General features: G+C 57.1%; 18 protein-coding genes, 3 tRNA genes and 2 pseudogenes. 20 read left to right on the top strand and 3 right to left on the bottom strand.

Going from position 1 to position 21,710, the window contains the following annotated elements; translation table 11 throughout:
* Window positions 1-10: 10 nt before the first annotated feature.
* The 17 genes and pseudogenes from odhB to HA48_RS10705 all read left to right on the top strand — a co-directional run bounded on the left by odhB (window position 11) and on the right by HA48_RS10705 (window position 13,389).
* Window positions 11-1,228, top strand: a complete 1,218-nt coding sequence (gene odhB, locus HA48_RS10785) for a 2-oxoglutarate dehydrogenase complex dihydrolipoyllysine-residue succinyltransferase (protein ID WP_128601316.1) — start codon at window positions 11-13, stop codon at window positions 1,226-1,228.
* 69 nt (window positions 1,229-1,297) lie between these two features.
* A complete protein-coding gene (gene sucC / locus HA48_RS10780) occupies window positions 1,298-2,464 on the top strand; it encodes an ADP-forming succinate--CoA ligase subunit beta (protein WP_128601315.1) in 1,167 nt (388 codons plus the stop codon).
* Window positions 2,464-3,339: a succinate--CoA ligase subunit alpha gene (gene sucD, locus HA48_RS10775; RefSeq protein WP_021508535.1), complete on the top strand. Its 876-nt coding sequence runs from the start codon at window positions 2,464-2,466 to the stop codon at window positions 3,337-3,339. Before sucC ends, sucD begins: the two co-directional genes overlap by 1 nt.
* Window positions 3,340-3,977: 638 nt before the next feature.
* Window positions 3,978-5,548, top strand: a pseudogene (gene cydA, locus HA48_RS10770) (cytochrome ubiquinol oxidase subunit I).
* 11 nt (window positions 5,549-5,559) lie between these two features.
* Complete coding sequence (gene cydB / locus HA48_RS10765; protein WP_128601314.1) at window positions 5,560-6,699, top strand: cytochrome d ubiquinol oxidase subunit II; 1,140 nt, start codon at window positions 5,560-5,562, stop codon at window positions 6,697-6,699.
* Window positions 6,700-6,714: 15 nt separating this feature from the next.
* Window positions 6,715-6,828, top strand: a complete 114-nt coding sequence (gene cydX, locus HA48_RS10760; RefSeq protein ID WP_128601313.1) for a cytochrome bd-I oxidase subunit CydX — start codon at window positions 6,715-6,717, stop codon at window positions 6,826-6,828.
* A complete protein-coding gene (gene ybgE, locus HA48_RS10755) occupies window positions 6,828-7,121 on the top strand; it encodes a cyd operon protein YbgE (RefSeq protein WP_128601312.1) in 294 nt (97 codons plus the stop codon). The genes cydX and ybgE overlap by 1 nt, the downstream gene beginning before the upstream one ends.
* A 209-nt stretch (window positions 7,122-7,330) precedes the next feature.
* On the top strand, window positions 7,331-7,735 hold the full coding sequence (ybgC, locus tag HA48_RS10750; RefSeq protein WP_128601311.1) for a tol-pal system-associated acyl-CoA thioesterase: 405 nt from the start codon (window positions 7,331-7,333) through the stop codon (window positions 7,733-7,735).
* Window positions 7,732-8,418, top strand: coding sequence for a Tol-Pal system protein TolQ (gene tolQ / locus HA48_RS10745; RefSeq protein ID WP_128601310.1), 687 nt, complete (start codon window positions 7,732-7,734; stop codon window positions 8,416-8,418). The genes ybgC and tolQ overlap by 4 nt, the downstream gene beginning before the upstream one ends.
* Window positions 8,419-8,431: 13 nt before the next feature.
* Window positions 8,432-8,860, top strand: coding sequence for a colicin uptake protein TolR (gene tolR, locus HA48_RS10740; protein ID WP_021508530.1), 429 nt, complete (start codon window positions 8,432-8,434; stop codon window positions 8,858-8,860).
* Window positions 8,861-8,885: 25 nt separating this feature from the next.
* Window positions 8,886-10,118 carry a cell envelope integrity protein TolA gene (gene tolA / locus HA48_RS10735; protein WP_128601309.1) on the top strand — a complete coding sequence of 411 codons (1,233 nt, stop codon included), beginning with the start codon at window positions 8,886-8,888 and terminating at the stop codon, window positions 10,116-10,118.
* A gap of 119 nt (window positions 10,119-10,237) precedes the next feature.
* Window positions 10,238-11,533 carry a Tol-Pal system beta propeller repeat protein TolB gene (gene tolB, locus HA48_RS10730; RefSeq protein WP_128601308.1) on the top strand — a complete coding sequence of 432 codons (1,296 nt, stop codon included), beginning with the start codon at window positions 10,238-10,240 and terminating at the stop codon, window positions 11,531-11,533.
* A gap of 64 nt (window positions 11,534-11,597) precedes the next feature.
* Window positions 11,598-12,119: a peptidoglycan-associated lipoprotein Pal gene (gene pal, locus HA48_RS10725; RefSeq protein ID WP_128601307.1), complete on the top strand. Its 522-nt coding sequence runs from the start codon at window positions 11,598-11,600 to the stop codon at window positions 12,117-12,119.
* A 9-nt stretch (window positions 12,120-12,128) separates the two neighbouring features.
* A complete protein-coding gene (gene cpoB / locus HA48_RS10720; protein ID WP_128601306.1) occupies window positions 12,129-12,926 on the top strand; it encodes a cell division protein CpoB in 798 nt (265 codons plus the stop codon).
* Window positions 12,927-13,092: 166 nt separating this feature from the next.
* Window positions 13,093-13,168, top strand: a tRNA-Lys gene (locus tag HA48_RS10715).
* Window positions 13,169-13,207: 39 nt separating this feature from the next.
* A tRNA-Lys gene (locus HA48_RS10710) sits at window positions 13,208-13,283 on the top strand.
* A gap of 30 nt (window positions 13,284-13,313) precedes the next feature.
* Window positions 13,314-13,389 (top strand) — tRNA-Lys (locus HA48_RS10705).
* Between the two features lie 405 nt (window positions 13,390-13,794).
* Here the strand turns inward: HA48_RS10705 and HA48_RS10700 are convergent.
* Window positions 13,795-15,255, bottom strand: a complete 1,461-nt coding sequence (locus HA48_RS10700; RefSeq protein WP_128601305.1) for an AlkA N-terminal domain-containing protein — start codon at window positions 15,253-15,255, stop codon at window positions 13,795-13,797.
* 158 nt (window positions 15,256-15,413) lie between these two features.
* Between HA48_RS10700 and HA48_RS10695 the strand changes: the two genes are divergently transcribed.
* The 3 genes and pseudogenes from HA48_RS10695 to pnuC all read left to right on the top strand — a co-directional run bounded on the left by HA48_RS10695 (window position 15,414) and on the right by pnuC (window position 17,859).
* Window positions 15,414-15,929, top strand: coding sequence for a methylated-DNA--[protein]-cysteine S-methyltransferase (locus tag HA48_RS10695; protein WP_128601304.1), 516 nt, complete (start codon window positions 15,414-15,416; stop codon window positions 15,927-15,929).
* Between the two features lie 124 nt (window positions 15,930-16,053).
* Window positions 16,054-17,114: pseudogene (nadA, locus tag HA48_RS10690) on the top strand (quinolinate synthase NadA).
* 25 nt (window positions 17,115-17,139) lie between these two features.
* The gene (pnuC, locus tag HA48_RS10685) at window positions 17,140-17,859 is read left to right on the top strand and encodes a nicotinamide riboside transporter PnuC (RefSeq protein WP_128601303.1); all 720 of its coding nucleotides are present in this window, start codon (window positions 17,140-17,142) and stop codon (window positions 17,857-17,859) included.
* Here pnuC and zitB read toward each other — a convergent pair.
* Complete coding sequence (gene zitB / locus HA48_RS10680) at window positions 17,856-18,824, bottom strand: CDF family zinc transporter ZitB (protein WP_128601302.1); 969 nt, start codon at window positions 18,822-18,824, stop codon at window positions 17,856-17,858. The genes pnuC and zitB overlap by 4 nt on opposite strands.
* Window positions 18,793-21,710: ATP-binding protein (locus tag HA48_RS10675; RefSeq protein WP_128601301.1), on the bottom strand; the 2,918-nt coding region annotated here is incomplete at its 5' end. The genes zitB and HA48_RS10675, both read right to left, overlap by 32 nt.

Here is a 21,710-nt window from a genome sequence, read left to right as displayed (position 1 = left end):
AGGAAAGAAAATGAGTAGCGTAGAAATTCTCGTTCCCGATTTGCCTGAATCCGTAGCGGATGCAACGGTTGCAACCTGGCACAAAAAACCTGGCGACTCTGTGAGCCGCGATGAAGTGCTGGTCGAGATCGAAACTGACAAAGTGGTGCTGGAAGTACCGGCCTCTGCTGACGGTATCCTCGAAGCGATCCTGGAAGACGAGGGCGCCACTGTGACGTCACGTCAGATCCTGGGCCGCCTCAAAGAGGGGAACAGCGGCGGAAAAGAGACCACCGCGAAAGTAGAAAGCAAAGAGTCTACGCCAGCCCAGCGTCAGACTGCCTCTCTGGAAGAGGAGAGCAACGATGCACTCAGCCCGGCCGTGCGCCGCCTGATTGCAGAAAACAACCTCGATGCCAGCCAGATTAAAGGCACCGGTGTGGGTGGTCGTCTGACGCGTGAAGATGTGGAAAAACATCTGACGCAGAAAACCCAAAGTACAAAAGCTGCGCCGGCTGCTGAATCTGCGCCACAGGCTGCCGTGTCTAACCGCAGTGAAAAACGCGTGCCGATGACCCGCCTGCGTAAGCGCGTGGCTGAGCGTCTGCTGGAAGCCAAGAACAGCACCGCCATGCTGACCACCTTCAACGAAGTGAACATGAAGCCGATTATGGATCTGCGTAAGCAGTACGGCGATGCCTTCGAGAAGCGTCACGGCGTGCGTCTGGGCTTCATGTCCTTCTACATCAAAGCCGTGGTTGAAGCGCTGAAACGCTTCCCGGAAGTTAACGCCTCAATCGATGGCGAAGATGTGGTTTACCACAACTACTTTGATGTCAGCATTGCCGTATCCACGCCGCGCGGTCTGGTGACCCCGGTGCTGAAAGATGTGGATGCGCTGAGCATGGCCGACATCGAGAAGAAAATTAAAGAGCTGGCAGTGAAAGGCCGTGACGGCAAACTGACCGTAGATGAGCTGACTGGCGGTAACTTCACCATCACCAACGGTGGTGTGTTTGGTTCGCTGATGTCAACGCCAATCATCAACCCACCGCAGAGTGCCATCCTTGGCATGCACGCGATCAAAGATCGTCCTATGGCGGTAAATGGTCAGGTGGTAGTGCTGCCAATGATGTATCTGGCGCTCTCTTACGATCACCGTCTGATTGACGGCCGTGAATCCGTTGGCTATCTGGTCGCGGTGAAAGAGATGCTGGAAGATCCGGCTCGTCTGCTGCTGGATGTCTGATTTTCGCCGGGCGCGCACACTGATGCGCGCCCACATTTAAATGTTTCAGATCTGAATGGATAGAACATCATGAACTTACACGAATACCAGGCGAAGCAGCTGTTTGCACGGTATGGCATGCCGGCTCCGACTGGCTACGCCTGCACCACGCCACGTGAAGCCGAAGAAGCCGCCTCAAAAATTGGCGCAGGCCCGTGGGTTGTGAAATGTCAGGTTCATGCCGGTGGCCGTGGTAAAGCGGGCGGCGTGAAAGTAGTGAACAGCAAAGAAGACATCCGTGCCTTTGCTGAGCACTGGCTGGGCAAGCGCCTGGTTACCTATCAAACAGATGCGCTGGGCCAGCCGGTTAACCAGATTCTGGTTGAAGCGGCGACCGATATCGATCAGGAGCTGTATCTGGGTGCGGTTGTTGACCGTGCAACGCGCCGCGTGATCTTCATGGCATCAACCGAAGGCGGTGTGGAAATTGAAAAAGTGGCGGAAGAGACGCCGCACCTGATCCACAAAATGGCCCTCGATCCGCTGGCCGGTCCTCAGCCTTATCAGGGCCGCGAGCTGGCGTTCAAACTGGGTCTGAGCGGCAAGCAGGTCAGCCAGTTCACTAAGATCTTCATGGGCCTGGCGACCATGTTCCTGGAGCGCGACCTGGCGATGGTTGAGATCAACCCGCTGGTGATCACCAAACAGGGCGACCTGATCTGCCTCGATGGCAAGCTGGGCGCAGACGGTAACGCACTGTTCCGCCAGCCTGAGCTGCGTGAAATGCGTGACCCGAGCCAGGAAGATCCACGTGAAGCGCACGCAACACAGTGGGAACTGAACTACGTTGCGCTGGAAGGCAATATTGGCTGTATGGTCAATGGTGCGGGTCTGGCGATGGGCACCATGGACATCGTGAAACACCACGGTGGCCAGCCTGCAAACTTCCTTGATGTTGGCGGCGGCGCAACCAAAGAGCGCGTCACTGAAGCCTTCAAAATCATCCTGTCTGACGATGCAGTGAAAGCTGTATTCGTTAACATCTTCGGCGGCATCGTGCGTTGCGACCTGATCGCAGACGGCATCATCGGTGCAGTGGCAGAAGTGGGTGTCAACGTGCCGGTTGTAGTACGTCTGGAAGGTAACAACGCCGAGCTGGGCGCTAAAAAACTGGCGGACAGCGGTCTGAACATCATTGCAGCAACCAGCCTGACAGACGCGGCACAGCGTGTTGTTGCTGCTGCGGAGGGTAAATAATGTCCATTTTGATCGACAAAAACACCAAAGTCATTTGCCAGGGTTTCACCGGCGGCCAGGGGACTTTCCACTCTGAACAGGCGCTGGCGTATGGCACGCAGCTGGTTGGCGGCGTTACGCCGGGCAAAGGCGGTACTACCCATCTTGGCCTGCCTGTGTTCAACACCGTACGTGAAGCCGTGGAAGCCACGGGCGCAACCGCAACCGTGATCTACGTACCGGCGCCGTTCTGCAAAGACGGTATCCTGGAAGCGATCGATGCGGGCATCAAACTGATCATCACCATCACCGAAGGTATTCCAACGCTGGATATGCTGACCGTGAAAGTGAAGCTGGATGAAGCGGGCGTGCGTATGATCGGCCCGAACTGCCCGGGCGTCATCACCCCAGGCGAATGTAAAATCGGTATCATGCCGGGCCACATTCACCAGCCGGGCCGCGTAGGCATCGTGTCACGTTCTGGCACCCTGACCTATGAAGCGGTTAAGCAGACCACGGACATCGGCTACGGCCAGTCGACCTGCGTCGGTATCGGCGGTGACCCAATCCCGGGCTCTAACTTCATCGATATCCTGAAGATGTTCCAGGACGATCCGCAGACTGAAGCGATCGTGATGATCGGTGAGATCGGCGGCAGCGCGGAAGAAGAAGCGGCTGCGTTCATCAAAGAGCACGTGACCAAGCCGGTTGTCGGCTATATCGCAGGCGTGACGGCGCCAAAAGGCAAGCGTATGGGCCACGCAGGCGCCATCATTGCCGGTGGTAAAGGCACTGCAGACGAGAAATTTGCTGCACTGGAAGCTGCGGGTGTGAAAACCGTGCGCAGCCTGGCGGACATCGGCGATGCCGTGAAAGCCGTACTGCCAGCAAAATAAGTCATCACTCTGTGATGGTAAGGGCCACCTTCGGGTGGCTTTTTTTATGCCTGAAAGCGGGTAAGCAGGACGGCAGATAACGGCACGTTATGGCAAGGTCATCAGTAAAGAAGAGAAAAAGAGATCGCTTTTTGGCGCGTTATAAATCTGCCACTGACAATAATAACGTTAAAAAATGACGAAAAAGGTAATTGTTTTCTTAATTACGCCACGCCTTTATGACAACTAATTAACAACAGGTCTGAGACTACATATCTGGAAATTTATTGTCTTAATCCAGATCAATAAACCGCGAGTTATAGCTAACTTTACTGCTGGCTAAGCACAACCCAAACGGTATAAATTGCGCTGCATCAATTCGGTCTTTTCACCCGTTATTCAGGAGTTTGTGGCAGGCGTTGTTATATCAATTCTGTCGCCTCCTCACGCCACTCCTGCGCAAAATTGACTGATGCGATCGGTTTTTCGGGGAATTTTCATCACTGTTACTCGCGCCCTCGGGGCAGCAAATTTCTCTGTTCTGTCGTTAACCAAACTGGAATTAATAATCAGTCGTTCCTGAATCTTACTCTGCATTAATTGCGCTTACTGGCGCGGTTATTCGCCGGATAGATTCATGCGTGGAGCAAGGAGTCATCATGTTAGATATTGTCGAGCTGTCGCGTTTACAGTTTGCCCTGACGGCGATGTACCACTTCCTGTTCGTACCATTAACGCTGGGTATGGCGTTTTTGCTGGCGATCATGGAGACCGTCTACGTTCTGTCGGGCAAACAGATTTATAAAGATATGACGAAGTTCTGGGGCAAGTTATTTGGTATTAACTTTGCGCTGGGTGTGGCCACCGGCCTGACCATGGAGTTTCAGTTCGGTACCAACTGGTCCTACTACTCACACTACGTCGGCGATATCTTCGGTGCGCCGCTCGCCATTGAAGGCCTGATGGCGTTCTTCCTGGAATCCACCTTCGTCGGCCTGTTCTTCTTTGGCTGGGATCGCTCGGTAAAGTGCAGCACCTGGCAGTGACCTGGCTGGTGGCGCTGGGCTCGAATATGTCGGCGCTGTGGATTCTGGTCGCCAACGGCTGGATGCAGAACCCGATCGCCTCCGAGTTTAATTTCGAAACCATGCGCATGGAGATGGTGAGCTTCTCCGAACTGGTACTGAACCCGGTTGCGCAGGTGAAGTTTGTGCATACCGTGGCAGCGGGTTACACCACGGGCGCAATGTTTATCCTGGGAATCAGCGCCTGGTATCTGCTGAAAGGGCGTGATACGGCTTTCGCAAAACGTTCGTTCGCCATCGCCGCCAGCTTTGGTATGGCGGCGGTGCTGTCGGTAATTGTACTGGGTGACGAATCCGGTTACGAAATGGGTGACGTGCAAAAAACCAAGCTGGCCGCGATTGAAGCCGAGTGGGAAACCCAACCGGCGCCGGCGGCCTTTACCCTGTTTGGTGTGCCGGATCAGACAACGCAGGAGAACAAATATGCGATTCAGATTCCGTATCTGCTCGGCCTGATCGCCACCCGCTCAGTGGATACGCCGGTAACCGGCCTGAAGGATCTGCTGGCGCAGCATGAGGTTCGCATCCGTAACGGCATGAAAGCCTATGCGCTGCTCAATGCGCTGCGTGCCGGCAGCAAAGATCCTGCCGTGCGCAGTGAATTCGAAGCACACAAACAGGATCTGGGTTACGGCCTGCTGCTGAAACGCTATACCGCTGACGTGGCGAATGCCAGTGAAGCCCAGATACAGAAAGCCACGCAGGATTCGATTCCACGCGTTGCGCCACTCTACTTCGCCTTCCGCATCATGGTGCTGTGTGGCGTGCTGCTGCTGGGCATTATCGCGCTGTCGTTCTGGAGCGTGATCCGCAACCGCATCGGCAAAAACCGCTGGCTGCTGAAAGCGGCACTGTACGGCATTCCGCTGCCGTGGATTGCCATCGAGTCCGGCTGGTTTGTCGCAGAGTACGGTCGTCAGCCGTGGGCTATTGGCGAAGTGTTGCCGACCGCCGTGGCGAACTCCTCATTGACCGTGGGTGACCTGCTGTTCTCCATGATTCTGATTTGCGGCCTCTATACGCTGTTCCTGGTGGCGGAGATGTACCTGATGTTCAAATTTGCCCGCCTTGGCCCCAGCAGCCTGAAAACCGGCCGTTATCACCATGAGCAGCTGACACCGGCCTCACAACCGGCACGTGGATAAGGAGAGCAACCATGTTTGACTATGAAGTATTGCGCTTTGTCTGGTGGCTACTGATTGGCGTGCTGCTGATTGGCTTTGCGGTCACGGATGGCTTTGATATGGGCGTCGGCATGCTGACCCGAATTCTCGGGCGTAACGATACCGAACGCCGCATCATGATCAACACCATTGCACCGCACTGGGACGGTAACCAGGTGTGGCTGATCACTGCCGGTGGTGCGCTGTTTGCAGCCTGGCCGATGGTCTACGCGGCCGCATTTTCAGGCTTCTATGTGGCTATGATTCTGGTGCTGGCCTCGCTGTTCTTCCGTCCGGTCGGTTTCGATTACCGCTCGAAGATTGAAGATATGCGCTGGCGCCACACCTGGGACTGGGGCATTTTTATCGGCAGCTTTGTACCGCCATTAGTGATTGGCGTGGCATTCGGCAACCTGCTGCAGGGTGTGCCATTCCATGCGGATGAGTATCTGCGCCTGTTCTACACCGGTAACTTCTTCCAGCTGCTGAATCCGTTTGGTCTGCTGGCAGGGGTGATCAGCGTGTCAATGATCCTCACCCAGGGGGCGACTTATCTGCAGATGCGTACCAACGGGGAGCTGTACCTGCGCGCACGCGGCGCGGCACAGATTAGTGCGCTGGTAATGCTGGTGTGCTTCGTGCTGGCGGGCGTATGGGTGAAGTACGGCATCGACGGCTACGTGGTGAAAAGCGTAATCGATCACCACGCCGCATCCAATCCGCTGGGCAAAGAGGTGGTGCGTGAAGCGGGCGCATGGCTGGTTAACTTTGAGCATACTCCCGTGCTGTGGCTGTTCCCGCTGCTCGGTGTGGTCTTGCCGCTGCTGACCATTCTCTGCTCGCGCAGCGAGAAGGGCGCCTGGGCCTTCATCTTCTCCTCCCTGACGCTGGCCTGTGTGATCATGACGGCAGGCATTGCCATGTTCCCGTTCATCATGCCATCCAGCACCGTGCCGGGCACCAGCCTGACGTTGTGGGATGCCACATCAAGCCTGCTGACGCTGAAAGTCATGACCTTTGCCGCCATCATCTTTGTGCCCCTTATCCTGGCTTACACCAGCTGGTGCTATTACAAGATGTTTGGTCGCATCACCAAAGAACACATTGAGAGCAATACGCACTCCCTGTACTGATTAAGGAGATTGAGCATGTGGTATTTTGCCTGGATTCTTGGCACCCTGCTGGCCTGTGCGTTTGGGGTGATCACGGCGCTGGCGCTGGAGCATATCGAAGAGGGTCATGCGCAGGATAAAACATCCTGATGCGTAACCTGATTCAGATGCAGTATCGTCTGATGGACAAGGGCCCATTACGGGCCCTTTCGCTGATAATGGCGCTGTGGCTGGCGGGCTGTGTGATCTGGCAACCGGCCCGTTTTGCTGCCCGCACCAGTGATTTAGCCCTGTGGCACGGATTATTGATAATTTGGGCGGTGTGCGCTGGCGTGGTGTACGGCAGTGGCCTGCGCCTGCAGCGCGCCCGCTGGCAACTGCTGCTGGCACCTTTACCTGCTCTCATCGTCCTGATTATCGGCATTTTCTGGTTTTACCATTAAGTCCCGTTACGGGACTTACCTGTACGATAAAACCGGGTTAAATCAGGCCGCTGACGTGAGTTTTTGTCAGTGTCTGGTCAAGAAATCTCCCAAATATCCTTCCAGTTGTTAACGTCTGATAATTATTTTCTCCTGGCTCTGGCGGACCATTCCCAAGCGGATCTCACTTGCGTATAGTAGCAACGTTTAAAATGAGACCGGGATGTAGAGTGAGTACAACGCTGTTTCGCTGGCCGGTTCGGGTCTATTACGAAGACACTGACGCCGGTGGTGTGGTTTATCACGCCAGCTATCTTGCTTTTTATGAACGAGCACGTACCGAGATGTTGCGCCAGCACCATTTCAATCAACAGGCCCTGCTGGAAGAGCGGGTGGCTTTTGTGGTACGGCGTATGACGGTGGACTTTATTGCCGCGGCCCGTCTCGACGACCTTCTGGAGATCCAGAGCGACGTGACGTCAATGACCCGCGCGACCATGACGTTCTCGCAGCGTATCGTTAATGCAGAAGGCAAGGTGCTCAATGAGGCGGATGTCCTGATTGCCTGCATCAACCCACATCTAATGAAGCCGATTGCGCTTCCCAAGTCTATTGTCGCGGAGTTCAAGCAGTGACTGACATGAATGTTCTTGATTTGTTCCTGAAGGCGAGCCTTCTGGTCAAACTTATCATGTTGATTTTGATCGGCTTTTCCATTGCCTCCTGGGCAATCATCATTCAGCGCACGCGTATTCTTAATGCTGCGGGCCGTGAAGCCGAGGCGTTTGAGGACAAATTCTGGTCCGGCGTTGAGCTGTCACGCCTGTATCAGGAGAGCCAGGCGCGCCGTGATGAACTGAGCGGATCGGAACAAATTTTCTACTCGGGCTTTAAAGAGTTCGCCCGTCTGCATCGCGCCAACAGCCACGCGCCAGAAGCGGTGGTTGAGGGCGCCGGTCGTGCCATGCGTATCTCCATGAACCGTGAACTGGAAGCGCTGGAAAACCACATCCCGTTCCTTGGCACCGTGGGTTCTATCAGCCCGTATATCGGCCTGTTCGGCACGGTGTGGGGGATTATGCACGCCTTTATCGCCCTCGGCGCGGTAAAGCAGGCCACGCTGCAGATGGTGGCACCGGGTATTGCGGAAGCGCTGATCGCCACCGCTATCGGTCTGTTCGCGGCGATTCCTGCGGTTATGGCGTATAACCGTCTGAACCAGCGCGTCAACAAGCTGGAGCAGGGTTACGACAACTTTATGGAAGAGTTCACGGCTATCCTGCATCGTCAGGCTTTCTCCACCGACAACAGCAAGTAAGTCGAGGTTTACGATGGCCAGAACCCGTGGTCGCGGGCGCCGCGACCTGAAGTCTGAAATTAACATCGTTCCGCTGCTGGACGTGCTGCTGGTGCTGCTGCTGATCTTTATGGCGACTGCGCCCATCATCACCCAGAGCGTGGAAGTGGATTTGCCCGATGCAACCGACTCAAAAACCGTTTCCAGTGATGACAATCCACCGGTGATCGTTGAAGTCGCCGGGGTAGGGCAGTATAGCCTGGTGGTGGATCACGATCGTATGACGCAGTTGCCCCCTGAGCAGGTGGTAAGTGAAGCTCAGCGCCGCATCGAAGCCAACCCGAAGACGGTGTTTCTGATCGGCGGGGCGAAGGATGTGCCTTACGATGAGATCATCAAGGCGCTGAACCTGTTGCATCAGGCTGGCGTGAAATCAGTCGGTTTGATGACGCAGCCGATTTAAAGCGAACCGTTTTTGGGAACCGAGAGTGTCGAAGGCAACCGAGCAGAACGAGAAGTTAAAGCGCGCGATAATCATTTCGGTGATTCTGCACATCGTGCTCATCGCCCTGCTGATTTGGAGCTCGTTTAACGAACATATCGAATCCAGTGGTGGCGGCGGCGGCAGTGATATTGATGCAGTAATGGTCGATCCCGGTGCCGTGGTTGAGCAGTATAACCGCCAGCAGAATCAGCAGAGTGATAGTCAGCGCGCCGAGCAGCAGCGTCAGAAACAGGCGCAGCAGCAGGCCGAAGAGTTACAGCAGAAGCAAGCCGCAGAACAGCAGCGTCTGAAACAGCTGGAAAAAGAGCGTTTACAGGCGCAGCAGGAAGCGAAAGAGCAGGCAAAACAGCAGGCTGAGCAGCAGAAAGCGGCGGAAACCGCAGCGAAGCAGGCGCAGGAGCAGCAGAAAGCGGCAGAGGCGGCGGCAGCAAAAGCCAAAGCGGATGCGAAAGCGCAGGCTGATGCGCAGGCGAAAGCGGCGGCGGATGCGAAGGCCAAAGCGGAAGAGCAGGCGAAACAGGCAGCGGCTGACGCCAGGAAGAAAGCCGAAGAGCAGGCCAAAGCCGCAGCGGCGGAAGCAGCGAAAGAGAAAGCGGTAGAGCAGGCGAAAGCCAAAGCGGAAGCCAAAGCGAAGGCCGATGCGGAAGCGAAAGCTCAGGCGGCGGCGGATGCGAAGGCCAAGGCCGCTCAGGAAGCAAAAGAGAAAGCAGCTGAGGCAGCAAAAGCGAAAGCCGCCGCAGAGGCGAAAGCCAAAGCGGATGCCGCCGCCAAAGCGAAGGCAGCAGCGGATGCGAAGAAGAAAGCGGCCGCTGAAGCGTCGAAAAATGAGAGCGACGTTGACGATCTGTTAGGCGGTCTCTCTTCCGGTAAGAATGCTCCGAAGAGTGGGGCGGCATCGGGTGGTGGCGCGGCAGCAGGGCAGGGTAATCAGAAGAAAGCGGGCGCCTCAGGGGCAGCGATCGAAAGTTATCTGGGCCAGGTGCAGGCAGCGATTGAACAGAAATTCCAGGATCCCGATCTCTACAAGGGCCGGAAATGTGAAGTTAAAATCAGGCTGGCTGAAGATGGATTCCTGAAGAGTGCAACCTCTGCAGGGGGCGATCCGGCACTGTGCCAGGCCGCGTTAAATGCCGCCAACCTTGCGCGTATTCCTAAGCCACCAAGTGCAGCGGTTTGGGATGCAGTAAAAGATGCGACACTGGAATTCAAGCCTTAATAAATGCAGTAACCTACGGCAGGTTGAACTAAGGTTAGCTTGCCGTATTTTATGAATACTCGTGTTTTTCAGGAACTGTGCGAATTATCGTGAACTCAGGTTCAGGTAAGGGAGAAAAGATGAAGCAGGCACTTCGTGTAACCTTAGGTTTTTTTGTACTGCTGTGGGCAGCCATGCTGCATGCAGAAGTACGCATTGAAATTACGCAGGGCGTAAACAGCGCTCGTCCTATTGGTGTGGTTCCGTTCCAGTGGGCGGGCCCGGGCGCAGCCCCGGAAGATATCGGTGGTATCGTCGCGGCTGACCTGCGCAACAGTGGGAAATTCAACCCGCTGGATCGTTCACGTCTGCCACAGCAGCCTGCCAGCGCGCAGGAAGTGCAGCCGGCAGCGTGGAGCGCACTGGGCATTGATGCCGTGGTCGTAGGGCAGGTTACGCCGAACGCCGATGGCAGCTACCAGGTCGCCTATCAGCTGGTGGATACCGGTGGCGCGCCAGGCAGCGTGCTGGCTCAGAACTCCTTTAAGGTCACAAAGCAGTGGCTGCGCTATGCCGCTCACACGGCCAGCGACGAAGTGTTTGAGAAGCTGACCGGCATCAAAGGTGCCTTCCGCACGCGTATCGCTTACGTGGTCCAGACCAACGGCGGCCAGTTCCCGTATGAGCTGCGCGTTTCTGACTACGATGGCTATAACCAGTTTGTCGTGCACCGTTCACCGCAGCCGCTGATGTCACCAGCCTGGTCACCGGATGGCAGCAAAGTGGCCTACGTGACCTTTGAAAGCGGTAAGTCGGCGCTGGTGGTGCAGACCCTGTCAAACGGTGCGATTCGCCAGGTGGCCTCCTATCCGCGTCACAACGGTGCACCTGCCTTCTCACCGGACGGCTCTAAGCTGGCCTTTGCCCTGTCAAAAACCGGTAGCCTGAACCTCTACGTGATGGATCTGGCGTCCGGCCAGACGCGTCAGGTAACCGATGGTCGCTACAACAGTACTGAACCGACCTGGTTCCCGGATAGCCAGACGCTGGCTTACACCTCGGATCAGGCCGGTGCGCCACAGATTTATAAGGTTGGTGTTAACGGCGGTGCGCCACAACGTATTACCTGGGAAGGTGCGCAGAACCAGGATGCGGATGTGTCAGCCGACGGTAAAACAATGGTGATGATCAGCAGCGCCGGTGGCGCGCAGCACGTCGCCAAACAGGATCTGGTAACGGGAGCCGTTCAAACAATAACGGACACGTTCCTGGATGAGACGCCAAGTCTGGCTCCTAACGGCACGATGGTAATCTATAGCTCTACTCAGGGGATGGGTTCCGTGTTGCAGTTGGTTTCAACCGATGGGCGTTTCAAAGCGCGTCTTCCGGCAACTGATGGACAGGTCAAATTCCCTGCCTGGTCGCCGTATCTGTGATGCATCGCTCCTCCGCGCTGCGGGGGAGTAAAATGTATGGCAAACAAAATAATAGGATAAAGAAATGCAACTGAACAAAGTGCTGAAGGGTTTGATGCTGGCTCTGCCGGTTATCGCAGTGGCTGCATGTAGCTCTCACAAAAACAACAACAACGATCAGACCGGCATGGGCGGCGCTGATGGTGCTTACGGCGCAGGTGCTGGCCAGAACGGCAACATGTCTTCTGACGAGCAGGCGCGTCTGCAGATGCAACAGCTGCAGCAGAACAACATCGTTTACTTCGGTCTGGACAAGTATGACGTGCAGTCTGACTATGCTCAGATGCTGGATCAGCACGCGGCATTCCTGCGTGGCAACCCATCATACAAAGTGACCATCGAAGGTCACGCGGATGAGCGCGGTACCCCGGAATACAACATCGCCCTGGGCGAGCGTCGTGCTAACGCCGTTAAAATGTACCTGCAGGGTAAAGGCGTTTCTGCTGACCAGATGTCTATCGTATCTTACGGCAAAGAAAAACCAGCTGTACTGGGTCATGACGAAGCGGCTTACTCTAAAAACCGTCGTGCCGTACTGGTTTACTAAGAGAATCACATGATTAGTAACTTCAGACTTCATCTGTTGAGTCTGTCGTTACTGGTTGGCGTAGCGGCCCCCTGGGCCGCTAATGCCCAGGCGTCAATCAGTAGCGTTGGCTCAGGCTCGGTCGAAGACCGTGTCACCACTCTTGAACGTATCTCAAATGCCCAGGCTCAGCTTCTGCAGCAGTTGCAGCAGCAGATGAGCGATAACCAAAGCGATATCGATTCGCTGCGCGGGCAAATCCAGCAAAACAGTTATCAGCTGAATCAGGTTATTGAGCGCCAGAAGCAGATTTATCAGCAGATCGATAGCCTGAGCAGCGGCAGCAATGGCGCGCAGGCGAGCGGTGGGGCAGATGCTGCTGCAGGTGCCGCAGCGGGAAACGCTGATGCGGGTAGCGGTGCCAGTGCACCTGCTGCTGCACCCGCGCAAACCGGCGATGCCAATACTGATTACAATGCGGCTGTCGCACTGATTCTGGAGAAGAAGCAGTACGATCAGGCGATCACTGCGCTGCAGGCGTGGGTCAAAAAGTATCCTGACTCCACCTATCAGCCGAATGCTAATTACTGGCTGGGCCAGTTGCACTACAACAAGGGCAAAAAGGACGATGCTGCCTACTATTTTGCCACTGTAGTGAAAAACTACCCGAAATCGCCAAAGGCGTCTGAAGCGTTGTTTAAGGTTGGCGTGATCATGCAGGAGAAGAACGACACCGCGAAAGCGAAGGCGGTCTACCAGCAGGTGATCAAGCAGTTCCCCAACACTGAATCAGCGAAGCAGGCACAGAAGCGCCTTTCTGGTATGTAATTGATGCAGCAAAGACCGGATTTCGTGTGATTTCTGGTCTTGCCGCATGAAAGGTAAGCAGTTGACTGATTTAGTAGAAAATAAGGGTTGCGCCCTCCCGCTAAATCAGTAATATATGCCGCCGTTGCCGGGACATATCTTAACAAGTATCGGCAGCGCTGAAGATGGGTCGTTAGCTCAGTTGGTAGAGCAGTTGACTTTTAATCAATTGGTCGCAGGTTCGAATCCTGCACGACCCACCATCTTAAGATGTTCTCTTCAGTTTGCGTCACAACCTTGATGGGTCGTTAGCTCAGTTGGTAGAGCAGTTGACTTTTAATCAATTGGTCGCAGGTTCGAATCCTGCACGACCCACCATCAGGTTTAAGGTTGTAAGCAATATCGAGCGGGTCGTTAGCTCAGTTGGTAGAGCAGTTGACTTTTAATCAATTGGTCGCAGGTTCGAATCCTGCACGACCCACCACTTATGTAGAAAGGCGCCCTAAAGGCGCCTTTTTGCTTTTTTACGTAGTGGTATGTTGCTTTGAAATCGTACTCAGGCCAGATAAGGCGGGGCGGATTGCAAAGGAACCTCACATCCCTGTGGATCGGCCTCGCCATCCATGGCTCGGACGCTTCGCTCCTCCGCACCCACCTTTTCTGGCTGCCAGGCATTTCAGCTGCTGTAGTTTTGCAGCGCTTTTAGCAAGGTGCAGAGAGTTAACATGAAGCCGAAGGGTACGGGGCGGTGGAGTAAAGCTTCCGGCGCAGGGATGCGCCGGCAGAGCCTACAGGGATGTATTTACGGCGACTTTACGCAACCGCCCCGTACCCTTTGGCTGAAAGGCACTTTACAGTTATTCTGGCAACGACATCATGCCAAATCTCACTAACGCTTTTCCGGCGTCAGGCTCTTCCAGATATGTAGCACCGCATAGCTCCGCCACGGACGCCACACCTGTGACATCTGCTCCGCCACCTTAGCGCTCACGCCGCCAAGATTATTGCGTATCGCAATATCCTCTTTCGGGAACGCGTCAGGCCAGCGCAGGGCGCGCATAGCGATATAGCTGGCTGTCCACGGCCCAATCCCCTTTATCGCCAGCAACTGCTGCTGCACCACATCCGGATGGAGTGCGCCATTGAACCGCAGCGCGCCGGATGCACACGCCTGTGCCAGCGACTGAATCGCCCGGGCACGCGCGCTGACAATCCCCAGCCCGGCAATATCCTCCACGCTCGCGGCGGCCAGCGCTGCGGCATCAGGCGGCAGACGTGATAACGCCGGCCATGGCGTCTCCAGCGACTCGCTAAAGCGCGCTGCCACCCGGCTGCTGAGCGTAGTCGCGGCTTTCACCGTCACCTGCTGGCCCAGAATCGCGCGCAGGGCCAGCTCAAAGCCGTCAAATGCGCCAGGCACGCGCAATCCCGGATACTGCGCCAGACTCTCCGCCAGTAGCGGATCGCGGCTCAGCTGCTCGCTAATGCGCTGTGGCTGAGCATCCAGATCAAACAAATCACGCAGACGTCGCAGCAGGGCTGGCAGCACCGGCGTCAGCGTTGTCGAAAACTGTACCTTCAGGGCCTGCTTCTCAGGCAGATGACTCACGCGCACCCAGCCGCGGCAATCGCCCAGCCGCACGGTACGGTGATACGCATCATCATCCACCCACTCAACCTCCTTCATAACCCGCTGCTGCAGAAACGTCAGCATCGCCTGCCATGCATAAGGTGGACGATAACTCAGCCGTAGCTCGGCACTCTCCTGCACCGTTGCCATGGTTGTGGGTTGAATCGTTTTGCGCAGCCGGGACGGCGACATGCGATAGCGCGCCTGAAAAACATCGTTAAAACGCCGCAAACTGCGAAAACCACTGGCGTAGGCGATCTCCGTCACCGGCAGCGACGTCTCGGTCAGTAGCTGCTTAGCAAGGAGCATACGTCGGGTCTGACGTAACTCAAGCGGGGAGACGCCAAGCTCCTGCTGCACCACGCGCCGTAGCTGCCGCTCACTCAGGTTGAACTCGGTGGCTATATCAGCCAGCGTCTCCTGCTCTTCCAGCAGCCCCTCTTCGATACGGCGAATCAGCCGGTCAGCAATACGATGGTGGCTATCCACCGGCGCGAAGCCTGGCGCCAGCTCTGGCCGGCAGCGCATGCACGGACGAAAGTGCGCTTTCTCCGCCGCTTCGGCGCTGGTAAAAAACAGACAGTTCTTCTGCATGGGCGGTTTAACCGGACAGATAGGACGGCAGTAGATCCCGGTCGAAGTTACGCCGACATAAAACAGTCCGTCGAAACGGCTATCGCGCGAGGTAAGCGCCTGGTAAGCAATGTCAGGATCAAACATCATCATCTCCGGCAAATAAACGGCATGGTCGCGCAGGCTTAGAGAAAAAACTCGCTGCTTTCGGACAGCTAACCAGTTTATGCTCATGACCGAAAACAGCCAGTTTAGCCGGAAAAAAGTGCGATACTCGCTCACAGAGTCAACGCCGGAGGTGCACCATGTATCACGCCAAAATCATCGCAACCCCTGTGGGGGAACTCACTCTGATCGCCACCGATCGGGGCCTATCGGCCATCCTGTGGGAAAACGAAGGGGCGCAGCGCGTACCGCTTAAACCTGTCAGCCGCAACGATCACCATCCTGTACTGTGTGAAGCGGAGCGTCAGCTGCGTGAATACTTTGCCGGGGAGCGCCAGCAGTTCGATATGCCGTATGACACTGTCGGCACCGATTTTCAGAAAAAGGTCTGGCAGGCGCTGCTGACTATTCCGTTTGGCGAAACGCGTAGCTATCTGCAAATCGCTGAACAGATTGGCAACCCAAAAGCGGTGCGCGCTGTCGGGGCGGCGAACGGCAAAAATCCGCTCTCCATCATGGCGCCCTGTCATCGCGTCATTGGCAGTAACGGCAAACTGACCGGCTTCGCAGGGGGCCTGACGGTCAAAGCCTTCCTGCTGGCGCTGGAGAGTCCGCAAAAAGCGCAGGCAGGCACACAACTGCTGCTGCCCGAATAAAAAAGACGACACGCCCGGACATTTCCGCTATCGTGTTTAGCATATAAAACATGATGGCGGAATTAATCCCGCATCATCGCTTTAACAGATGATTTTGTTAAATAGATAAAACGAGAGCGGTGTCATGAGTGCGATGTTCGATCCAGAAAGCGCGATCTACCCCTTCCCGCCGAAACCGGCACGTCTCAGTCCGGATGAAAAATTCCACTACATCAGCGAAATTAAACGCTTATTAAAAGAGCGCGATGCCGTCATGGTTGCGCATTACTACACCGATCCGGAAATTCAGGCGCTGGCAGAAGAGACGGGCGGCTGCGTAGCGGATTCGCTGGAGATGGCGCGCTTCGGCAGTACGCATCCGGCGAAAACGCTGCTGGTGGCTGGCGTACGTTTTATGGGGGAAACAGCCAAAATACTCAGCCCGGAAAAAACCGTCTTAATGCCTACGCTCGATGCCGAGTGCTCGCTGGATCTTGGCTGTCCGATTGAGGAGTTTACCCGTTTCTGTGATGCGCACCCGGATCGCACCGTGGTGGTTTACGCCAACACTTCAGCGGCGGTAAAAGCGCGTGCCGATTGGGTGGTCACCTCCAGCATTGCGGTAGAGCTGATAGAGCATCTTGATAGCCGCGGCGAAAAGATCATCTGGCGCCGGATCGCCATCTGGGTCGCTACGTCACGCAGCAGACCGGCGCGGATGTACTGTGCTGGCAAGGGGCGTGCATCGTGCATGATGAATTCAAAACCCAGGCGTTACAGCGCATGAAGGCGCTGTATCCGCAGGCCGCGGTACTGGTGCATCCTGAATCCCCGCAGGCGATTGTTGCACTTGCCGATGCCGTCGGGTCCACCAGCCAGCTGATTCAGGCAGCCAGAGACCTGCCGCACCCGCAGATGATTGTCGCCACCGATCGCGGCATCTTCTACAAAATGCAGCAGGCGGTGCCGGATAAAGAGCTGCTGGAAGCGCCGACGGCGGGCGAGGGGGCAACTTGCCGTAGCTGTGCGCACTGCCCGTGGATGGCGATGAACGGCCTGCAGGCGATTGCACAGGGGCTGGCGCACGGCGGCAGCGCGCATGAAATTCATGTTGATGACGCACTGCGTGAAGCGGCACTGCTGCCGCTTAACCGCATGCTAGACTTTGCAGCACAACTCAAACTCAGGGTGAAAGGGAACGCTTAAAGCGGCTTTCATACAGGTGCAGACGATGGACTTTTTTAGCACGCAAAATATTCTGGTACATATTCCACTTGGCGTAGGGGGCTATGATCTCTCCTGGATCGAGGCGGTAGGAACAGTCGCCGGGCTGCTGTGTATCTGGCTCGCCAGCCAGGAAAAACTGATTAATTACCTGTTCGGCCTGATCAACGTCACGCTGTTCGCGGTGATCTTCTTCCAGATTCAGCTCTACGCCAGCCTGCTACTGCAGCTGTTCTTCTTTGTGGCCAATGTCTACGGCTGGTATGCATGGAGCCGGCAAACCAGCGACAACGAAGCCGCACTGAAAATCCGCTGGCTGCCGCTGCCCAAAGCGCTGGGCTGGGGCGTAGCCTGCGTGATTGCGATCGCCCTGATGACGCGATATATCGACCCGGTCTTCGGTTTCCTGACGCGTATTGCCGTTGACCTGATGCAGAGTGCCGGCCTGAACGTCACGATGCCGCAGCTGCAGCCGGATGCCTTCCCCTTCTGGGATTCCTGCATGATGGTGCTGTCGATTGTGGCGATGATTCTGATGACGCGTAAATACGTTGAAAACTGGCTGCTGTGGGTGGTGATCAACGTTATCAGCGTCATGATCTTTGCCCGTCAGGGGGTGTATGCCATGTCGCTGGAGTACGTCATCCTGACGCTGATCGCGCTGAACGGTTCGCGCCTGTGGATGCGCAGCGCACGTGAGCAGGGGTCACGTGCGCTGTCCCGTTAATGGTGAGAGTGAACGTGGCCATCCAGCGCCGCGTGCTCGTGATGGGCATGCGGTGCGCTGTCACTGTCGCGACACAGCTCGCACTCCGGGCCGCTGCACGGCTGATACTCCATCTGTACCGTTGCATGGGCAATCTGATAGTGCTCGTGCAGATAGTGATGAATGCGCCTGAGCAATCCATCGTGGTCGTAGGGCGGGATCACCTGTACATGCAGCGTCAGCACCGGCTTCTCACCCACCTGCCACACATGAATATGGTGAACGTTACGCACTTCGTCGATGTTGCGCGTCAGCTCACGCGCCAGTTTATCGACATGAATATGCGTTGGCGCGCCCTCCAGCAGCTCATGCAAACTCTCCCGCAGCAGAGCCCAGGCACTGCGCACCACCAGCAGTGAAACCAGCAGCGACAGAATGGGATCGATCGGCGTCCAGCCGGTCACCATAATAATCACCGCGGCGATAATGGCACCCACCGACCCGAGCAGATCGCCCAGCACATGCAGTGCCGCGGCGCGGACGTTGAGGTTCTTCTCTTCACTGCCGCGGTGCAGCAGCCAGAACGACAGCAGGTTCGCCAGCAAACCGGCAATGGCAATACCCAGCATCAGCCCGCCCGCTACCGGCTGCGGCTGGTAAAAACGGCGCAGCGCCTCCCAGACAATCAGCACGGTGATCACCAGCAGCGCAATAGCGTTCACAAATGCCGCCAGCGTAGTCAGGCGCAACAAACCGAACGTGTGTCGCGCATTGGGTTTGCGTTGGGCAAACTGCACAGCCAGCAGCGCCATCAGCAGCGCGGCGGCATCAGTCAGCATATGGCCGGCATCGGCCAGTAGCGCCAGCGAGCCGGAGACCAGTCCGCCGATCACTTCAGCGATCATAAACAGCGCGGTAACGCCAAACGCGGCGGCCAGGCGCGTGCGGTTGCCGTTATGCCCGCTGTGAGAGTGAGTGTGTGCCATAACTATCCAGTTGGTTAAGTAACCTGTTTGTTAATGATATCAGTAAATTGAGCGTCTCGTGGTCGGGCTGGTGCTGTTTTGTCTGATCGATCAGCTGCTGGCAGCGCGCGGCAACCGCATCCATGCCCAGCATCAGCCAGCTCCCTTTTAACCGGTGCGCAGCGCGCTCCAGCACGGCATCGTCGCCGCTATCACGGGCGAACAGCAGCGCATCGCGATCCTGCTGCAGCGTGCGCTGCAGCGTCTGACAGATGCGCGGGATAAACGCCGGATTATGTTGCGCCAGAATCATCAGACTCTGCGGGAGAACGGCCAGCGGATCCTGAACGGCGCGCGCCAGCAGCGGTGCGATATCACTCAGGGCGATGGGCTTGATCAGCTGCGCCTCATGCGCCTGCAGCGGCTGCTTCAGCAGCTGCACATCGGCGGAACACAGCACGCGCAGGGCAGGATGTCCCCGCTGGCGCTGGCGACGGCGCAAAATGCGCAGCAGCGTCAGCCCGTCCGGATGCGGCATCATCTGATCGATAAACAGCACGTCAAACGGCTGCTGTGCATCGGCACGCAGCAGGGCACGACCATCCTCAAATACCGCTGCCTCAACGCCAAAACTCGCCAGCTGCTGCTGCATCACCAGCAGATTAGTGGGGTGATCGTCCACCAGCGCGACGCGCAGTTGCGGATAGTGTGGCCAGTGTGCAGGGTTATCAGCGGGTGGAGCATCGCACAGCTCCAGCGGCAGCTGCAGCTGTACCGTTGTACCGCGCGCCGGCACCGACTCCAGCGTTAACGTTCCCCCCATACGCTGTACAATCTCCCGGCAGATAAACAGCCCCAGGCCGCTTCCCTGTACCGCATGGCTTTTGCCGGAAGGGGCCTGATACCACGGCTCAAACAGATGCGCCTGCTCATCAAGCGGAATGCCGCTGCCGCTGTCGCTCACCGTCAGCGTAATCACATCGCTAACCGCCAGCGTCAGGCTAATCTCCCCCTGGCGGGTAAACTTCAGCGCGTTAGCAATCAGATTATTCACGACCTGCTGTAAACGGTCGCTATCCAGCTGCACGCGCAGCGGCAGGGCGGTCAGTGCCTCCACCCGCAGCTGCGGTCCGGCATCACGCATAAGCGGATGATAGAACTGCTGCTGCTGCTGCAGCCAGTGCGCCAGGTCGAGCGGGCGCGGCGTCAGGCGAAAGCTGTGATTTTCGATGCGCGCGTGATCCTGCAGATCATTCAACAGGGTCATCAGCGAGCGCGCACTGCTGTGCATCAACGCCAGCCGGGGGCTGGGGTGCTGCTGCTGCTCCAGCTCAAGCAGCCCCAGAATGGCCTGCATAGGCGTGCGCAGCTCATGGCTGGCGGTGGCGAGAAACTGGCTTTTGGCGGCGTTGGCGCGTTCAGCCTGCTCGCGCTGCAGTCGCTCGCGGCGCTGCTGTAAATAGCGGCGCAGCAGCAAAATCAGCAGCACCAGAATAATCATGCCGGCAGCGATCAGGATCATCAGTGGCACGTTGCGCATTGCCATGGTGGTGCCGGGCTGCGGCGGCTGCGACCAGCTGACCCGCATCTGGTTAAGCGTATCAGGCGGGATCTGCTGCAGTGCGTGATCGAGCAGGGCGCGCAGCTGCGGCTGCTGCACGCTCACCTGCGGGGCCAGCGGCCAGGCGATGTCGCTGGCGGCAAACGCCAGATGCACACCGTGGCCATCGTGGCTCGCCATCCGCCAGCGGGCGGAGAGGACGTTATCCACCAGCGCATCAATCTGGCCGCTATTCAGCGCCTGCCACAGCTGCCCACGGTCATCGAACAGCTGCGGTGTTATGCCGGCTGGCAGCAGGCGCTGGGCCAGATCGCCACGCAGCACGCCAACGCGCTGGCCCCGGAGCGATGACCAGCTCATGGGCGGCTGGCCGGACAACGTATAGATGCCCCAGATCGCGCGCCATACCGGCAGCGTATTGCTGCCGGCATCGTCACCGTACAGCGGTTGCAGCAGGTTGAGCATCACCAGTTGCTGCTGCATTAGCGCCTCCGCCTGCTGCGGACTGCTCACCCAGCGCGGCGTAAAGCGCAGGCCGGTGCTCTGGCTCAGCGCATTCAGTAAATCAATGCCAAAGCCGCGCACGTTGCCGCTGCCATCGCGGTAGCTCCAGGGGGCGTTATCGGCTTCGGCGGCGTAAGGGATCTCATTGTGCTGCGCCAGCCAGGCTTTCTCGGCGGCGGAGAGCATCAGGGTTTGCGTATCCTGATAGCGCAGCAGCGGCGGGCTCCAGCGCTGCTGCACGCGGCTGCTGAACTCAGCCGGTAACAGACGCAGTTGATTGTTCAGCCAGTGAATCAGGGCCGGATTGCGCGCCAGGGCGCGCAGCGACAGCTCACCGGCGCCGGGATCGGCCGTGATCTGATAGATCTGCCCCTGCTGCAGCTGGCTGAGCAGGAAACCGGCGCTGGCCTCATCCGCCACCAGATAGTCGCTCTGCTGGTTAAGCAGCGCGTACAGCGCCTGTAAATCGCCGGGCAGCGGATGCCAGCGATGGCGCTGCACCAGCCCAGGCGGCAGCTGCGACAGCGTGCTCTCCGCTATCGTCAGCTGTGCGTTGTCGCTGTTAAACATCACCGCGCGCTGATTGTACCGGTTGCGATAGATGCGGATCGGGCTGGTGTACCAGCTGTCGCTGAGCAGCGTGCCGGCGGGCAGATCGGTGTGCTGATTGCTCAGCACCAGGTCAACATCGCCGCGCTGCAGCGCCGCCAGCTGTGCGTCGCGGTCAGCATAGCTCTGCAGGGTAAAGGGCGTGCCGCTCAGCTGGCTGAGTGCGCTGAGGTAATCGGCATCAATGCCCCAGATGCGATCGCCAATGCGCATCGCCCAGGGAGCGCTGTTCT

The organism is Pantoea wallisii (genome assembly GCF_002095485.1).
GTDB classification, from domain to species: Bacteria; Pseudomonadota; Gammaproteobacteria; order Enterobacterales; family Enterobacteriaceae; genus Pantoea; species Pantoea wallisii.
This window is presented reverse-complemented; position numbering and strand designations above follow the sequence as displayed.

What these genes read in the sequence shown, in the direction of transcription:
- odhB (WP_128601316.1), top strand. Translation starts at nt 11, where the DNA reads ATGAGTAGCGTAGAAATTCTCGTTCCCGATTTGCCTGAATCCGTAGCG.
- sucC (WP_128601315.1), top strand. Translation starts at nt 1,298, where the DNA reads ATGAACTTACACGAATACCAGGCGAAGCAGCTGTTTGCACGGTATGGC.
- sucD (WP_021508535.1), top strand. Translation starts at nt 2,464, where the DNA reads ATGTCCATTTTGATCGACAAAAACACCAAAGTCATTTGCCAGGGTTTC.
- cydB (WP_128601314.1), top strand. Translation starts at nt 5,560, where the DNA reads ATGTTTGACTATGAAGTATTGCGCTTTGTCTGGTGGCTACTGATTGGC.
- cydX (WP_128601313.1), top strand. Translation starts at nt 6,715, where the DNA reads ATGTGGTATTTTGCCTGGATTCTTGGCACCCTGCTGGCCTGTGCGTTT.
- ybgE (WP_128601312.1), top strand. Translation starts at nt 6,828, where the DNA reads ATGCGTAACCTGATTCAGATGCAGTATCGTCTGATGGACAAGGGCCCA.
- tolR (WP_021508530.1), top strand. Translation starts at nt 8,432, where the DNA reads ATGGCCAGAACCCGTGGTCGCGGGCGCCGCGACCTGAAGTCTGAAATT.
- tolB (WP_128601308.1), top strand. Translation starts at nt 10,238, where the DNA reads ATGAAGCAGGCACTTCGTGTAACCTTAGGTTTTTTTGTACTGCTGTGG.
- pal (WP_128601307.1), top strand. Translation starts at nt 11,598, where the DNA reads ATGCAACTGAACAAAGTGCTGAAGGGTTTGATGCTGGCTCTGCCGGTT.
- cpoB (WP_128601306.1), top strand. Translation starts at nt 12,129, where the DNA reads ATGATTAGTAACTTCAGACTTCATCTGTTGAGTCTGTCGTTACTGGTT.
- HA48_RS10700 (WP_128601305.1), bottom strand. Translation starts at nt 15,255, where the DNA reads ATGTTTGATCCTGACATTGCTTACCAGGCGCTTACCTCGCGCGATAGC.
- HA48_RS10695 (WP_128601304.1), top strand. Translation starts at nt 15,414, where the DNA reads ATGTATCACGCCAAAATCATCGCAACCCCTGTGGGGGAACTCACTCTG.
- pnuC (WP_128601303.1), top strand. Translation starts at nt 17,140, where the DNA reads ATGGACTTTTTTAGCACGCAAAATATTCTGGTACATATTCCACTTGGC.
- zitB (WP_128601302.1), bottom strand. Translation starts at nt 18,824, where the DNA reads ATGGCACACACTCACTCTCACAGCGGGCATAACGGCAACCGCACGCGC.